A 17,858-nucleotide genomic window follows, 5' to 3' on the forward strand; every position below is an offset into this window, starting at 1 on the left:
CCTCCAAGTCGTCTCCCGCGCCCGTCGAGCCGGAATCACCCTGACTTCGCGGGACGTCTTCCAACGGCAGAACGTCGCCGACCTCGCCGCGGGCTGTTCCATGGCTGCTGTCGTCGATCCGTCCGACGCGGCGGCCGACGAGGGTCGGCCGGCGGTCTCCGGGCCGGTCGGGGCGACCCCGATCCGTGAGTGGTTCTTCGCACACCACCCGTCGGCCCCGCACCACTTCGCCATGTCGATGGCGTTCGAGTCGGCGGGCGAGGTCGACGTGCCCGCGCTGCGGACCGCCGTGGCGGCGCTCGTCGCGCAGCACGACGGACTGCGTTCCACGTTCCACCGTGCCCCCGGCGCAGACGCGTGGACCGCGGTCATCGCTCCCGTCGCCGACGTCGTCGTGGACACCGTCCTCACCGTCCACACCGGCGACACCGACACCTGGCGTGCCCAGGTCGCCGCTGCCCAGGCGGGGATGGACCTCTCCTCGGGGCCGCTGTTCCGCGTCGTCGTGGGCGACCGGGGCCCGGACCGCCCCGCGCTCCTCGGGATCGTGGCCCACCACCTCCTCGTCGACGGCGTCTCCTGGCGCATCCTCCTGGAGGATCTGGAGGCGGCGTACGCCCAGGCCCGCGCCGGGGACGCGGTGCGCCTCGACGCACGGACCTCGTCCGTGCGGGAGTGGGCCGACCGGCTCGCCCGGCACACCGCGGACGGCGGGTTCGACGACCAGGTCGCCCACTGGCACGAGGCCGCCGCCCCGGATGCCGTCGCTCTTCCCGTCGACTTCCCCGACGGACGCAACACGATGGCCGTCCAGTCCACCGTGGAGGTGACCCTCGACCCGGAGACGACGGCGGCGCTGCTCCACCAGGTGCCGTCCGTCTACCGGACCAGGGTCGACGACGTCCTGTTGACCTGTCTGGCGCGTGTGCTGCGTGGGTGGACGGGTCGGGAGCGGACGGCGGTGGACTACGAGGGTCACGGGCGGGAGGACCTGTTCGAGGACATCGATCTGACCCGTACGGTCGGCTGGTTCACGACCATCCACCCCTTCGCGCCCTCCCTGCCCGAGGCAGGGGAAAACGATGACTTCGGGGCCGCGGTCAAGGCCGTCAAGGAACAACTGCGGGCCGTCCCCGACCGGGGCATCGGCTACGGCGCGCTGCGCCACCTCGCCCCCGCCACCCCCTTCACCGACCACCCCGCACCCCGCATCAGCTTCAACTTCCACGGCCGGTTCGACGCCACGGCCGGGCCCGGCGGAGACCTGTCTGCCGACGGTCTCCTCGGGCGGATGCTCCCGCCCGTCGGAGGGGACCACCACCCCGACGAGCGGCGCGCCCACGAACTGGACGTGATCGGTGTCGTCATGGACGAACGGCTGACGTTCACCTGGACGTACTCGACCGAGCGGCACCGCGCGACCACCGTGGAACGCCTGGCACGCGACCTCGCCACGCAGATCAGCGGCTTCGTGCGGCACTGCGCCCGGCCCGAGGCAGGCGGGCGCTCGCCCTCCGACTTCCCGCTCGCCCGGCTGGACCAGGCAGCCGTGGACGCCGTCGTCGGGGCCGGGCGGCAGGCGCAGGACGTGGAGGACGTCTATCCCCTCACCCCGTTGCAGAGCGGCATGCTGGTCCACACGCTCGCCGACCCGGCCGTCTACCTCGACCAGGTGTCGTTCGTGCTGGAGGGCGCCGGAGACCCGCAGGCCCTGGCCGAGGCGTGGCAGCGGGTCGTGGACGCCACCCCCGCGCTGCGCACCCACCTTGTGTGGGAGGACGTGCCGCGGCCGCTCCAGGTCGTGCGCCGACGGGCCGCGCTCACCGTTCGCCACGAGCCGGCCGGTGTCGACCCCGTCGCCGTCGCGGCGGCCGAGCTGGCCACCGGCATCGACCTCACCAGCGGGCCGCTGATGCGGATCGCGCTCGTGCCGGAACGACCCGGCGCCGTCCGCGTCGTGTGGACGTTCCACCACGTCGTCCTCGACGGCTGGAGCACCTCCCGGATATTCGCGGATGTCTTCGCGCAGTACACGGCGCTGACGTGCGGCGAACGCGCCCCGGTCGCGTCCGGGCCGCCGTTCGCCGACTACGTCGCCTGGCTGGAGCGCCAGGACCCGCGAGCCGCCGAGGAGCACTGGCGGCGGGTCCTCGACGGGTTCCGCGCGCCGACACCGCTGCCGGTCGACCGGACACCGGCCCCCGGACACCGTGCACACGCCGCCGAGCGGGTACGGGCCGAACTCGCCCCCGCCGACGCGGCCGCCGTGTCGCGGATGGCGCGGGAGCACGGACTCACCCTCAACACGGTCGTCCAGGGCGCCTGGGCGCTGCTGCTCGCCCGCTACGCCGGAGAGACCGACGTGTGCTTCGGCGCGACCGTCTCCGGACGCCACGCCGACCTGCCGGGCATCGAATCGACCGTCGGCAACTTCCTCAACACCCTGCCGGTGCGCACCGATACCGGTGGGTCCGACAGCGTCGTCGACTGGCTGCGCGGACTCCAGGCCGAGCAGGTGGAGGCCCACCGCTTCGAGCACCTCTCGCTGAGTGGGATCCGCGAATGCGCCACCGAACTCCCGCAGGGCAACGAGCTGTTCGAGAGCATCGTCGTCTTCGAGAACTACCCGGGCAACGAGGAGGCCGCCGCCGCGCACGGGCTGCGCGTCACCGACGTCACCGCCGTCGACACCACCAGCTATCCGCTGGACCTGACCGCGTACGCCGACGCGGACCGGCTCGCCCTGCACCTCTCCTACGACCCCGCCCTGTTCGGCCGTGACCGGGTCACCCGCCTGTCCGCCCAACTCCGCGCGCTGCTGCGGGCCATGGCCGAGGACCCGACCGTACGCCCGGCCGAACTGTCCATGCTGCCCGACGAGGAGCGCGCCCGGCTCGTCGAGCCCGGCGGCTGGAGCGGTGGGACCATTTCGTACGAGGACGGGACCTGCCTGCACGAACTGATCGCCGCGCAGGCCCGCCGAACCCCGGACGCCGACGCCGTGGTGTGCGGCGACGACGTCCTGTCGTACGCCGAGCTCGACGCCCGCGCCAACCGGCTCGCGCATGAACTCGTCGCCCGCGGCGCCGGGCCGGGGGCCGTCGTCGCGATCTGCCTGGAGCGCGGCACCGAGATGGTCGTCGCCCTCCTCGCCGTCCTGAAGGCCGGCGGCGCCTATGTACCACTCGACCCGGCCCACCCCGCCGAACGGCTCGCGTACGTGCTGAACGACAGCGACGCCCGGATGGTCCTCACCCGGGCCTCGCCGGCCCCGGCGCTTCCGACGGCCGGCGCGCCCGTCCTGGCGCTGGACGCCGAACCGCTGCGCCGCGCCGTGGCCCGCCACCCCGACACCGCCCCCCTCACACGGGTGCGGCCCCGGGACCTGGCGTACGTCATCTACACGTCCGGTTCCACCGGGCGGCCCAAGGGCGTCCAGATCGAGCACCGCAGCGTCAGCCACGGGGCCGCGTCGTGGAACGCCGCCTACGGGTTCACCGACGGGCGGCCGGTGCGTCAGCTCAACGTCGCCAGCATGTCGTTCGACGTGTTCGTCTCCGACCTCGTGCACGCCCTGTGCCACGGCGGCGCGCTCGTCCTCGCCCCCGCCGACGCCGTCACCGACCCGGGCCGCCTGCTCGACCTCGTGCGCTCCGCGGGCGTCACCCACCTCGACACGGTGCCGGCCCTCGCCACCGCGCTCGCCGACGAGGCCGCCCGGCGCGGCGAGGAACTGCCGCCGCTGCGGGTCCTCGCGGTCGGCGCGGACCTGTGGCGCACCGACGACTGCCGCCGCCTCCTGGACCGCGCCGACACGGCGACGACGACCGTCCTCAACACGTACGGGGTGACCGAGGCGACCGTCGAGTCGTGCCTGTACCCGGTGCACGCCGACACCCTGCCCGATACCCCGAGCGTCCCCATCGGCCGCCCCAACCCGGGCATCCGCATGTACGTCCTCGACGAGACGCTTCGGCCCGCGCCCGTCGGCGTCACCGGCGAGCTGTACCTCGGCGGGCCGAGCGTCGGTCGCGGCTACCTGGGCCGGCCCACGCTGACCGCCGAGCGGTTCGTCGCCGACCCGTACGGGGGCCGGCCGGGCGACCGGCTCTACCGCACCGGCGACCGGGCCCGGCATCTGCCCGGCGGCGACATCGAGTTCGCCGGGCGCGCCGACGAGCAGACGAAGATCCGCGGCTTCCGCATCGAACCCGGCGAGATCGAGGCGGCCCTGCGCAAGCACCCGGCCGTCTCCCGCGCCGTCGTCGTGGCCCGCCAGGACCACGGTGCCGCGCCCCAGCTCGTCGCGTACACCGTCCTCCACGACGGCCACGCCTTCGTCCCGGCCGAACTGCGCGCCCACCTCAAGGCCCTGGTGCCGGCGTACATGGTTCCCGCCGCGTTCGTCGCCCTCGACGCGCTGCCGCTCAACGCCAACGGCAAGGTCGACCGTCGCGCCCTTCCGGCTCCCGACCCGGACGCGGTACAGACCGGGACGGAGTACGTCGCCCCCCGCACCCCCGGCGAGGAGACCGTCGCCGCCATCTGGCAGGAGGTACTGGGCCTCGAACGGGTCGGCGCCGAGGACGACTTCTTCGCCCTGGGCGGCAACTCGATCCTCACCCTCCAGGTCACCGCCCGGATCCGGACCCGGTTCGGTGTGTCCCTCACCGTCCGGGCCGTCCACGACGCCCCGACCGTGGCCGCACTCGCGGACGCGGTGGAGGAACGCATCCTCCAGGAGCTCGAAGAGTCGATGCGGGGCTGAGCCGCGCCCGCCACCGACCCGCACGCACGCGTATTCACCAGCACGACCCGAGGGGGTTTCATGAACACGGCGTCCACGCCGAACTGGAAGTCCGACACGGTACCGGCGGCGGGCGCCACCGTCCTGGAGGCGGTCGCCCACTGGGCGGCCCGCACCCCGGACGGCATCGCGGTCGAGCACGGCGACACCGCCCTGAGCTACCGGGAGCTGAACGAGCGGGCGGGCCGGCTGGCGCACCTGCTCCGCCGGTCCGGGGCGCGGGCCGAGGACCGGGTCGCCGTCTGCCTGGACCGCTCCCCGGAACTGGTCGTCTCGCTGCTCGCCGTGCTGCGGGCCGGCGGCGTGTACGTGCCGGTCGACCCCGGCTACCCCGCCGACCGCATCGCGTACATGATCGAGGACGCCGCCCCGAGGCTGCTCGTCACCCGCGGCGGTCTCGGGGGTGAGGCCGTCGTCACGGGGACCGAGGCCGGTTCCCGCATGATCGACCTCGACCACGTCGGGGCCGAGCTGCGCACCGGTCCGGCCGCCGCCCCCGCGGCCGGTCCAGGCGCCGCCTCCGGCGCCGCGTACATGATCTACACCTCCGGTTCCACCGGCCGCCCCAAGGGCGTCGTCGTCCCGCACGCCGGACTCCCGGGTCTCGCCGCCGCGCACACCGCCGCGCTCGACCTGCGGTCCGGCGACAAGGTCCTCCAGTTCGTCTCGCCCAGCTTCGACGTGGCCATGGCCGACATGGTGATGACCCTCACCGCCGGGGCCACCCTCGTCCTCGCCCCCGGTCAGCCGCTCGGTGACGAACTGCTGAGGCTCCTCGCCGACCGCCGCGTCACCCACGTCATGCTGCCGCCCGTCGTCCTGGGCACCCTGCCCGCCGCCGACCTGCCCGCGTTGCGCACCGTCGTCGTCGGCGGCGAGGCCTGCCCCGACGACACCGTCGCCCGCTGGGCCACCGGCGGACGCCGCGTCATCAACGCCTACGGCCCCACCGAGGCCACCGTCTGCACCACGCTCTCCGCCCCGCTGCCCGTCGACCGCACCGGCCCGCACCCCATCGGCCTGCCCATCGACGGCGCCCGCGCCCACGTCCTCGACGCCCGGCTGTGCCCCGTCGCCGACGGCGAGTGGGGCGAGCTGTACCTCGGCGGCCCGCTCGCCCGCGGCTACCACCGGCGCACCGGCCTCACCGCCGGACGGTTCGTCGCCGACCCGTACGCCGAGCGGCCCGGCGACCGGCTCTACCGCACCGGCGACATCGTGCGCCGACGGCCCGACGGGGACCTGGAGTACGGCGGACGCGCCGACGACCAGGTGAAGATCCGCGGCCTGCGCATCGAGCCCGGCGAGATCGAGGCCGTCCTCGCCGGCCACCCGGCCGTGCGCAGCGCCGTCGTCGTCGCCCGCGAGGACCGGCCGGGCCTCAAGCGCCTCGTCGCCTACCTCGTCGGCCACGACGGCGACCGTCCGTCCATGGCGGACGTCCGCGCGCACGCCGCCGCCGAACTGCCCGAGGCGATGACCCCGTCCGCGTACGTTGTCCTCGACGCGCTGCCGCTCACCGCCAACGGCAAGCTCGACCGGCGCGCCCTGCCCGCCCCCGAGGAGGACGCCGACCGCCCCTACACCGCCCCCCGGACACCTGCCGAGACCGCCGTGTGCGCGATCTGGGCCGATGTCCTCGGAGTGACGCGGGTCGGGGCCGACGACGAATTCCTCGACCTCGGCGGCGACTCCGTCCTCGCCCTCCAGGTCGTCACCCGCATCCGCGCCGAGCTGGGCGCGGCGCTCACCTGGCGCGCGCTCTTCGACCACCCGACCCCGGCCGCGCTCGCCGCGCTCGTGGAGAGCGACCCGGACGGGGCACGCGGCGAACCGGACCGTATCCCCACGCTGACCGACCGGACCGGCCCGCTGCCGCTCGCACCCGCCCAGCAACGCCTGTGGTTCCTGCACGAGTTCGCCCCCGACAGCGTCGAGTACAACACCGCCGCCGCCCTGCGGATCACTGGGGGACTGGATCTCGACGCGCTGCGCGCCGCCGTCGGCGACCTCGTCGCACGGCACGAGACCCTCCGCACCGTCTTCGAGAACCACGACGGCCGGCCCGTCCAGGTCGTGCGGCCCGAACTCGCCGTCCCCGCAAGGGTCGTGGACCTCACCACGGAAACCGACGCCGACGCGGCTCTCGACCGGGTCCTCCTCGCCGAGCAGTCCGTCCCGTTCGACCTTCGTACCGGCCCGCTGCTGCGCGTGCTCGCCGTCGCGCTGCGGCCCGGCGAGCACGTCGTCCTGCTCACCCAGCACCACATCGTCACCGACGGCTGGTCCGTCGGCGTCCTCGTGCGCGACCTGGGCACCCTGTACGCGGCCCGCCGCGACGGCACGGCCCCCGCCGCCCTGCCCGAACTCCCCGTCCAGTACGCCGACTACGCCGCCTGGCAGCGCACCCGCACCGAGGGCGACGCCCTGGACGCCCAGCTCGGCCACTGGCGCACCCGTCTCGCCGACCTGCCCGTGCTCGACCTCCCCACCGACCGGCCGCGCCCCGCCGTGCGCACCACGGCCGGAGCGCTGCACACCTTCCGCGTGCCCGCCGACCTCACCGAGCGCCTGACCGCTCTCGCCCGGCAGCAGCGGGCCAGCCTCTTCATGGCGCTGACCGCCGTGACCCAACTGCTGTTCGCCCGCCACAGCGGACGCCGCGACATCGCCCTCGGCACCGTCACCTCCGGCCGCGACCACCAGGACACCGCGAACCTCGTGGGGTTCTTCGTCAACACCCTCGTGCTGCGCGCCGAGATCGACGAGACCGGCTCCTTCCGCCACCTGCTCGACCGCACCCGCGGCATGGTCCTGGACGCCTTCGCCCACCAGGACGTGCCGTTCGACCGGCTCGTCGAGGCGCTCGCGCCCGAGCGGGATCCCAGCCGCACCCCGCTCGTACAGGCCGCGCTCGTCCTGCAGAACGCCTTCGGCGACGCCGACGGCCTCGACGACTTCGCCGGACTGCCCGCCGCACGCGTCCCTGTTCCGCGCGCCTCCGCCCGCTTCGACCTCACCCTCGAATTCTCCGCGCACGACGGCGGACTCGATGTCGAACTCGAGTACAGCACCGACCTGTTCGACGCCCTCACGATGCGGCGCCTGGGCCGTCAATGGCTGGATCTCGCCCAGGAGCTCACCGCCCACCCCGAACGCCCCACCGCCGCCATCGGCCACCTCACGCACGACGAACGCAACCGCATCGTCGAGGAGTGGGGACGCTCCGCCGTCGGCGCCGGAGCCCCGTCGCTGACGCTGCCCGCCCTGTTCGCCGCCCGTACCGCCGCGGCCCCCGACGCGCCCGCCGTCGAGCACGGCGACACCACCCTCACGTATGCCGAGCTGGACGCCGCCTCCGCCCGGCTCGCCCACCTGCTGCGTGCCCGGGGCGTGGGCCGTGAGACCCGCGTCGCCGTCCTCCAGCCCCGCTCGGCCGACTGGCTGGTCAGCCTCCTCGCCGTGGTCAGGGCGGGCGGCGTCTACGTCCCCGTCGACCCGGAGTGGCCCGCACAGCGCCTCGACCACGTCCTGCGGGACTGCGGCGCCCGGCTCGTGATACGCGCCGGCGACCCGGCCGGCACACAGCCACCCGCCCCGGCCGTTCTCGGCCTGCCCGTCCTCCACCTGGACGACCCCAGGGTCCGGCGCGAGACCGCCGCACGGCCGGCCACCACACCCGACGTGAGCATCCCCCTGGACGCCGCCGCGTACATGATCTACACCTCGGGCTCCACCGGCCGCCCCAAGGGTGTCGTCGTCACCCACCGCGGCATCGCCGGTTTCGCCGCCGCGGCCTCCGCACGCCTGCGCACCGACCCGACCGCCCGCGTCGTCCAGCTCGCCTCGGCCGGGTTCGACGCCTCCGTCATGGAACTCCTCATGGCCTTCGGAGGCGGCGGCACCCTGGTCGTCCCCGACGGCCACGGCCCCCTCGTCGGCGAGGCGCTCCACCGCTTCTTCGCCGAGCGGCGCATCAGCCACACCCTGATCCCGCCGACCGTTCTCGGTACCATGCCGCCCGGAGATCTCCCGGACCTGAAGGTCGTCTCCACCGGCGGCGAGGCCTGCGGCCCGGACCTCGTGGCCCGCTGGGCCCCCGGCCGGACCATGGTGAACGCGTACGGCCCGACCGAGGTGACCATCGCCGCCTCGATGAGCCGCGAACTGAACCCCGGCGCGGGCGCCCCGCCGATCGGCGAACCCGTCGCCGACGCGCACGTCGCCGTCCTCGACCCCTGGCTCCGCCCCGTACCCGTCGGGGTCGTGGGAGAGCTGTACGTGTCCGGCCCGGGTCTCGCCCGCGGCTACCACGACCGATCCGGTCTCACCGCGGAGCGCTTCGTCGCCGACCCGGCGGGAACGGGCGGCCGGCTCTACCGCACCGGCGACCTCGCCAGCTGGCACGCAGACGGCCAACTCGCCTACCAGGGAAGGGCCGACGACCAGGTCAAGATCCGCGGTCTGCGCATCGAACTCGGCGAGATCGAGGCCGTGCTCGCGCGCCACCCGTCCGTCGCGCAGACCGCCGCCGTAGTACGCGAGGACCGCCCCGGCCACCCGCGGATCGTCGCCTACATGACCCCGGCCCGCCCCGGCGCCCGTCCGGACGCCGACGCCCTGCGCGGGCACGCCGCCGCCGAACTCCCCGCGTACATGGTGCCGTCGGCCTTCGTCGCACTCGACCGGATGCCGCTCAACTCCAGCGGCAAGACCGACCGCAAGGCCCTGCCCGCACCGGACACCGACGGCGCGGCCGGGCACGTCGCCCCGCGCACGGACACCGAACGGACGCTCTGCGAGATCTGGACCGACGTCCTCGACCTGGCGGACATCGGCGTGGAGGACAACTTCTTCGCCCTCGGCGGCGACTCCATCCTCAGCATCCAGGTCGTCACCCGCGCCCGCCAGGCCGGACTCGACCTGACCTCCCGCGACATCTTCGCCCACCAGACCGTCGCCGCCCTCGCCGCACACGCCGACGCCGCGGACAGCCGGAGCACGCCGACCATACGCGCCGAACAGGGCATGCTGCGGGGCGAGTTCCCCACCACCCCCATCCGCGACTGGTTCTTCACCACGCATCCCGTGGCCCCGCACCACTTCAACATGGCGATGGAGCTGACCCCCGCGCCCGGCACCCGCCCGGACGCGCTGCGCGCCGCCGTCGCCGCGGTCCTCGACCAGCACGACGCCCTGCGGTCCGTCTTCCCTCTCGGCACGGACGGTGTCCGCCACGGCCGCATCGAGCCGACCGTCGACATCGACGCCGTCCACACCGTCCACCCGCTCCCCGAGGGGCCGGCCGGCGACACCGCATGGGCCGACCTCGCCCACTGCGCCCAGCGCGAACTCGACCTCGACCACGGGCCACTGGTACGGATCCTCGCCGCCGTACAAGGCGAAGGACCCGACCGAGAGGTCACCCGGATCCTCGTCGTCGTCCACCACCTCGTCATGGACGGCGTCTCCTGGCGCATCCTCCTCGACGACCTCGCCGCCGCGCACACCCGGATCAGCGACGGACACCCCGCCGACCTCGGCCCCAAGACCACCTCGGTACGCCAATGGGCCGACCGCCTCGCCGCGCACACCCGCGACGGCGGCTTCGACGACCAGCGTTCCTACTGGGAGGGCGTCCTCGACGGCGCCCACACCGGCCCGCTGCCCGCCGACCTGCCCGACGGCGCCGACACCATCGCCCACCAGCGGACCGTGACCGTCGCGCTCGACACCGACGAGACCGAGGCCCTGCTGCACACCGTCCCGCCCGTCTACCGGACCAGGATCGACGACGTCCTGCTGACCTGTCTGGCGCGTGTGCTGCGTGCGTGGACGGGTCGGGAGCGGACGGCGGTGGACTACGAGGGTCACGGGCGGGAGGACCTGTTCGAGGACATCGATCTGACTCGTACGGTCGGCTGGTTCACGACCATCCACCCCTTCGCGCCCTCCCTGCCCGAGGCGGGGGAAGACGACGACTTCGGGGCCGCGGTCAAGGCCGTCAAGGAACAACTGCGGGCCGTCCCCGACCGGGGCATCGGCTACGGCGCGCTGCGCCACCTCGCCCCCGACACCCCCTTCACCGACCACCCCGCACCCCGCATCAGCTTCAACTACCTCGGCCGCATGGACGCCGCCACCGCCGACCACGACTGGATCCGGTCGACCACCCTGAACCCGGGCGGCGAATTCGCCCCCGACGAGGCCCGGCCCCACGAACTCGACGTCATCGGCGAAATCCGCGACGGCCGCCTCACCCTCACCTGGACGTACTCCGACGCCCGCCACCACCGCACCACCGTCGAACACCTCGCCCACGCACTGGCCGACGACCTGCGCGGCTACCTGAGCCACTGCGCCGACCCGGCGAACGGCGGGCGAACCCCGTCCGACCACCCCCTCGCCGGTCTCGACCAGACCGAGACCGACCGGATCGCCGGAAACGGCCGCACCGGCGTCGCCGACATCCTTCCCCTCACCCCCCTCCAGGCGGGCATGGTCTTCCACGCCCTCGCCGAACCCGGCTCACCGGCCTACCTCGAACAGTTCTGCTTCCTCCTGGAGGACACCGAGGGCCGGACCATCGACACCGCCGCCCTCGCCGACGCCTGGCAGCACACCGTCGACCGGTCCGACGCCCTGCGCGCCGCCCCCGTCTGGGACGGACTGCGCCACCCCGTCCAGGTCGTCCACGACGACGTCACCCTGCCGGTCACCGTCCTCGACTGGACCGACACACCCGGCGAGGAACCGGCCGAGGCCGAGCGACGCCGCGAGGCCGCGCTGCGCGACCTGCTCGCCGCCGACCGCGCGCAGGGCATCGACCTCACCACGGCACCGCTCATGCGGCTCGTCCTCATTCGCTGCGCCCCCCACCGGACACGGGTCGTGTGGACCTTCCACCACCTGCTCCTCGACGGCTGGAGCACCGCCGCACTGCTCGACGACGTCATCAGCCGCTACGCGACGGGCACCGCCGCCCCCAGGCCTCCCTTCCGCCGACACCTCGCCCACCTCCACGAGCGCGCCGGGCAGCGCGCGGCGGGCCTCGACCACTGGCGCACCGCGCTCGCCGGCTTCACGGAGCCGACCGCACTGCCCCACGACCGCGCCCCGCAGGACACGACCGGTCACGGCCGCTCCAGCGCCCATGTCGCCCGCACCGCGTCCGAAGCGCTCTCCGCGCAGGTCACCGCGTTCGCCCGGCGCCACCACCTGACGGTCAACGCCGTCGTCCAGGGCGCCTGGGCCCTGCTGCTCTCGCAGTACGCGGGCACCCGTGACGTCGTCTTCGGGACGACGGTGTCCGGCCGGCCGGCCGACCTGCCCGGGGCGGAGGAGATCCTCGGCCTGTTCATCAACACCCAGCCGGTACGCGTCGGCATCGACCGCGGCCGGTCGGTCACCGCGTGGCTCACCGCGATCCAGGCCGCGCACGCCGAGGCCCGCCGCCACGAGGACATCGCACTCAGCGACATCCCGACCGAACTGCCCCCGGGCGCACCGCTCTTCGAGAGCCTTCTGGTGTTCGAGAACTACCCCATCGACACCGACCGTGTGCAGCGGTTCGGCCTGGCCCTGCGCGACATCCAGGTGACCGAGACCACCAACTACCCCCTCGTCCTGACCGCCTACGCCGCCGGAGACCTCAGCTTCGACCTCGGATACGACCCCGGTCGCTTCGACGCGAGCACCACTGAGCGTCTCGCCGCCCACCTGGAACACCTCCTCGACGCCCTCACCGGCTCGCACCCCGACACCCTGCTCGGAGACCTGTCGGTCCACTCCGACGACGAGCTGCGGCGCGTCCTCGACGAGTGGAGCGACGGCGGGGGCAGCGCCTCCCACGGCCGTTCGGTCGTCGCCGCCTTCGCGGAACGGGTCGCATCCGGCCCGGGTGCGGTGGCGGTGCGATGCGGTGACGTCGCTCTCACCTACGCGGAGTTGGACGCGTCCTCGGACCGGCTGGCGTGGGTGCTGGCCGAGCGGGGGGTGACGGCCGAGACCAGGGTCGGCCTGCTGCTGGAACGGTCGGTGGACGTCGTCGTGGCGATGCTGGCCGTGCTGAAGTCCGGCGGCGTGTACGTGCCGTTGCACGCCTCGTACCCGGAGGAGCGACTGCGCCGCGTGCTGGGGCAGTGCGGTGCCCGGGTCGTCGTGACCGACACGGCGATGGCGTCACGCGCCACCGCGGCGGCCGTGCCCGTGGTACGGGTGGACGAGGCGCCGCGCGACGAGAATGCTCTGCCGGTGTCGACGGGCGCCGCTTCTTTGGCGTATGTGATGTTCACGTCGGGGTCGACGGGTGTGCCGAAGGGTGTGGCGGTCACGCATGGGGACATCGTTGCGTTGGCGGCGGACGGTCGTTGGGGTTCGGGTGCGCATGGGGTGGTGTTGTTCCATTCGCCGCATTCGTTCGATGCGGCGACGTATGAGGTGTGGGTGCCGTTGCTGAACGGTGGCACGGTCGTGGTGGCCGAGGCGGAACTGAGCGCGCCGGTGGTGCGTGAGGCGGTGGCGTCGGGTGTGACGGGGCTGTGGGTGACCGCGGCTCTGTTCGGTGTGCTGGTGGAGGAGGATCCGGGGTGTTTCGCGGGTCTGCGTGAGGTGTGGACGGGTGGTGACGCGGTTCCGGCCGCGGCGGTGCGGCGTCTGCTGGACACCTGCCCCGGGCTGGTGCTCGTCAATGGTTACGGTCCGACGGAGTCGACGACGTTCGCCGTGTCCGGACCCCTTGCCGTGGGCGACGCGGCGGGTGGTCCGGTGCCGTTGGGCCGGGTCATGGACAACACCCGTGCGTATGTGCTCGACGCCGGGCTCAGGCCGGTGGGTGTGGGTGTCGCGGGTGAGTTGTATCTGGGTGGTTCGGGTCTGGCGCGTGGTTATGACGGCAGGTCGGATCTGACGTCGGAGCGGTTCGTGGCGGATCCGTTCGGTGACGGTGGCCGGTTGTATCGCACGGGTGATGTGGTGCGGTGGCGGGCGGATGGCCGGCTGGACTTCCTGGGTCGTGGTGACGGTCAGGTGAAGGTCCGTGGTTTCCGTATCGAGGTTGCCGAGATCGAGTCGGTGCTGTCCCGTCATGCCTCGGTGGGTGTGGTGTCGGTCCAGGTCCGGGAGGACCGGCCGGGTGTGAAGCGCCTGGTCGCCTACCTCGTTCCGGCTGCCGGTCAGGTGCTGGACGTGACCGGGATCCGTGAGCATGCGGCGGGTTTGTTGCCGGAGTACATGGTGCCGTCGGCGTTCGTCGTCCTGGATGAGCTGCCGCTGACTGTCAACGGGAAGGTGGACCGCAGGGCGCTTCCCGCACCCGAGGCGGAGGAGGGGGAGGAGTATGTCGCCCCGCGCACCGATACGGAGAGGATCCTTGCGGGTATCTGGGGTGATGTGCTCGGCGTCGGACGGGTCGGTGTGCACGACGACTTCTTCGCGCTGGGTGGCGACTCGATCTCCAGCCTGAAGGTCGTCTCGCGGCTGCGCGGTGCCCTGGGCACGGGGTTGTCGCCGCGTGCGCTGTTCGACCACCCGACCGTCGCCGCCCTGGCCGCGCAGGTAGCCGGGGACGAGCCGGAGGAGCCGGGGATCCTCCCCGCGCCCCGGACCGGACCACTCCCGCTCTCGTTCGCCCAGGAACGCCTCTGGTTCCTCAACGACTACGACCGGGACGGCGTCGAATACAACGTCGTCACCGCGCTCCGGCTCACGGGCGAGCTGGACGTCGTGGCGCTGCGGTCGGCCGTGGCCGGGCTCGTCGCCCGGCACGAGGCCCTGCGCACGACCTTCGACTCCGTCGACGGTCGGGGCATCCAGACCGTCCACGCCCCGGACGACCTGGAGGTCCCGGTACGCGAGACCGGACTGGACGAGGCGTTCCACGAGGCCGTCTCGGTGCCGTTCGACCTGGTCGCCGGCCCCCTGTTCCGGGTCCTCCTCGTGCGGCTCTCCGAACGGGAGCACGTCCTTGTCCTCGCCATGCACCACATCGTGACCGACGGGTGGTCCATGGGCGTGGTCACCCGCGAGCTGAGCGCGCTCTACACCGCCGCCGTACGCGGCGAGGACGCCGACCTCCCGGAATCCTCGGTCCAGTACCCGGACTTCGCCGTCTGGCAGCGTCGGCGTCTGGAGGCCGACGGCGCACTCGACGAGGAACTCGCCTATTGGAAGACACAGTTGGCGGGCCTCGAACCGCTGGAACTGCCCACCGATCGGCCGCGTCCCGCCGTGCGGGGAACGGGCGGCGCCCTGCACGCCTTCGACGTGCCGACCGCACTCACCGACCGGCTCACGGAGGTCGGGCGGACCCGAGGGGCGAGCCTGTTCATGTCCCTGACCGCCGTCACCCAGCTCCTTCTGTCCCGGTTCGCCGGACGCCGGGACATCGCACTCGGGACCGTCGTGTCCGGACGGGAACGGGCCGAACTGGAGAACCTCGTCGGCTTCTTCGCCAACACGCTCGTCCTGCGGACCGCCATCGACGAAGCGCGGAGCTTCGAGGACCTGCTGACGCGGGTGCGCGGTACCGTGCTGGACGCGTTCGCGCACCAGGACGTGCCGTTCAGCCGGCTCATCGAGGAACTGGCCCCCGAACGCGACACCTCCCGCACCCCGCTCGTCCAGGCCATGCTGGTCCTGCAGAACACCCCGCGGCCGGAGTTCGAGCTGCCGGGCGTGCGTGTCACGGAGTTCGTGCCGCCCCGCGACACCGCCCAGTTCGATCTGCACCTCGAATTCCAGCCGGGCCGCGACGGCGGTCTGGAGGCCGTCATGGTGCACAGCGATCTGTTCGACGCGGCGACCGCGGACCGGTTCGCCCGGTACTGGCTGGCCCTGGCCGAGGCGCTGACGGCGGCGCCCGGGCTGCCGCTGCGCGCCCACGACCCCATGGACGCCACCGAGCGGCGCCTGCTGCTCGACTCCTGGAACGAGACCGGTGACCCGGGCGTCCCCGCCCCGTCCCCGCTCATGCTGTTCGAGGAGCGGGCACGGGCGGTGCCGCAGGCACCGGCGGTCACCTTCGGGGACACCACGATCGACTACGGGGAACTGAACGACCGGGCGGAGCGGCTGGCCGGGCGGCTCGCCGCCCATGGCGTGGGCCCCGAGGCACGCGTGGGACTGGTGCTGCCGCGCTCGATCGACCTGGTCGTGGCCGTACTCGCGGTGCTGAAGGCGGGAGGCGCGTACGTGCCGGTGGACCCGGCGGCCCCGGCCGACCGGATCGGCTACATCATGGAGGACAGCGCGGCACAGCTCGTCGTCACGCATCCGGACGTACGGGACGTCCTGCCGCCCGACGCGGCGGCGGACCGGCCGCTGCTGGTCCTCGACGGCGATGCCCCCGGCGCGGGCGTCCCCGCCGCCGGGCGGGCCCGCACCGGCGGGCCGCTGTCCCCGGAGTCCGCCGCGTACGTCATCTACACCTCCGGCTCCACCGGCCGCCCCAAGGGCGTGGTCGTCACCCACGGCAACGTGGCCCGCCTCCTGGCCGCCGCCCGTGAGGACTTCTCCTTCGGTGCCGAAGACGTCTGGACGATGTTCCACTCCTACGCCTTCGACTTCACCGTCTGGGAGCTGTGGGGCGCGCTCGCGCACGGCGGCCGGCTCGTGGTGGTCGACAAGGACGTCGCCCGCTCGCCCGCGGACTTCGCCCGGCTGCTGGACCGCGAGCGGGTGACGGTCCTCAACCAGACGCCGTCCGCCTTCTACCGTCTCGTCGAGGAGATCGACCGGATCGGCGGCGGACTGCGCGAACGGCTGGCGCTGGGCACCGTCGTCTTCGGCGGCGAGGCGCTCGACTGGACCCGGATCGCCTCCTGGGTGGAGCGTTCCGGTGTCGACGGGCCCCGGCTGGTCAACATGTACGGCATCACCGAGACGACCGTGCACGTCACCAGCCGTCCCGCCGAGGCCGCCTTCGCCCGCGGGGGATCCGGGAGCGTCATCGGCCGGGCCATGCCCCACCTGCGCGCCTACGTCCTGGACGACGCGCTGCGGCCCGTGCCCACCGGCGTGCGCGGTGAGCTGTACATCGCGGGCGGCGGCCTCGCCCGCGGCTACCTGGAACGGCGCGGGCTCAGCGCGGTGCGGTTCGTCGCCGACCCGTACGGCGAGGCGCCCGGTCGGCGCATGTACCGGACGGGCGACACGGCCCGCTGGAACGCGGCCGGGATGCTGGAGTACCTGGGCCGCAGCGACGACCAGGTGAAGATCCGCGGCTTCCGCATCGAACTCGGCGAGATCGAGGCCCAGGTCGTCCGCCAACCGCTGGTCGCCCAGGGCGCGGTGGTCGTCCGCGAGGACCGGCCCGGCGACCGTCGGCTCGTGGCCTACGTCGTTCCGCGTGCCGAGGGCGACCCGGCCGCGGCGGTCGCGTCGTTCGACGACCGGCCGCTGCGGGAGGCCCTGGGGGCCGCCCTGCCCGACTACATGGTGCCCGCGGCCTTCGTCCCGCTCGAACGGCTGCCGCTCACCGTCAACGGCAAGCTCGACCGCAGGGCGTTGCCGGCCCCCGAATACGGCAGCCGGGCCGACCACGTCGCGCCGCGCACCCCCACGGAGGAGGCGCTCGCGGAGATCTGGTCGGAGGTGCTGGGGCTCGAACGGGTCGGTGTCGAGGACGACTTCTTCGGCCTGGGCGGAAACTCGGTTCTGAGTCTTCGCGTCGTTGCTAGGGTCCGAACCGTGTTCGACATCAACCCCTCGGCCCGTGTCATGTTCGACCATCCGACCATTGCGCTGCTCGCCCGGCAGGTCGAGGAGTTGATCATCGCGGAGATCGAGGAAGCGATGGCCGCGGAGGGAATGGACCTCGATCTCATGGACGGCGATCCGGAGTAGTCCGGGCGCGGCACCGCACGACAAGGGCGTCGTCGCGCGCAGGCAAGGCGCGACGACGGACGACACACGACACGTACGACACGTGTGCGCGACCGACTGGGCGAGCGAGAAGCGAATCCGGTCGGTCGCGCACACGCGCCTTTCCCTGCCCCGCGGCCGGGATTCCGAACGACATTCGTTGATGCTTGATGTGAGTGAGGGAGCTTTC

Annotated in this window: 2 protein-coding genes; both read left to right on the plus strand. The window is 73.3% G+C overall.

What is annotated here, in order from left to right:
- Window positions 1-100 precede the first annotated feature (100 nt).
- Complete coding sequence (locus tag AMK22_RS34990) at window positions 101-4,768, plus strand: non-ribosomal peptide synthetase (RefSeq protein ID WP_242434295.1); 4,668 nt, start codon at window positions 101-103, stop codon at window positions 4,766-4,768.
- Window positions 4,769-4,828: 60 nt separating this feature from the next.
- The gene (locus AMK22_RS34995) at window positions 4,829-17,650 is read left to right on the plus strand and encodes a non-ribosomal peptide synthetase (RefSeq protein WP_073791572.1); all 12,822 of its coding nucleotides are present in this window, start codon (window positions 4,829-4,831) and stop codon (window positions 17,648-17,650) included.
- The last annotated feature ends 208 nt before the right edge of the window (window positions 17,651-17,858 follow it).

The sequence above is a fragment of the Streptomyces sp. CB01580 genome, from assembly GCF_001905795.1.
GTDB lineage: Bacteria > Actinomycetota > Actinomycetes > Streptomycetales > Streptomycetaceae > Streptomyces.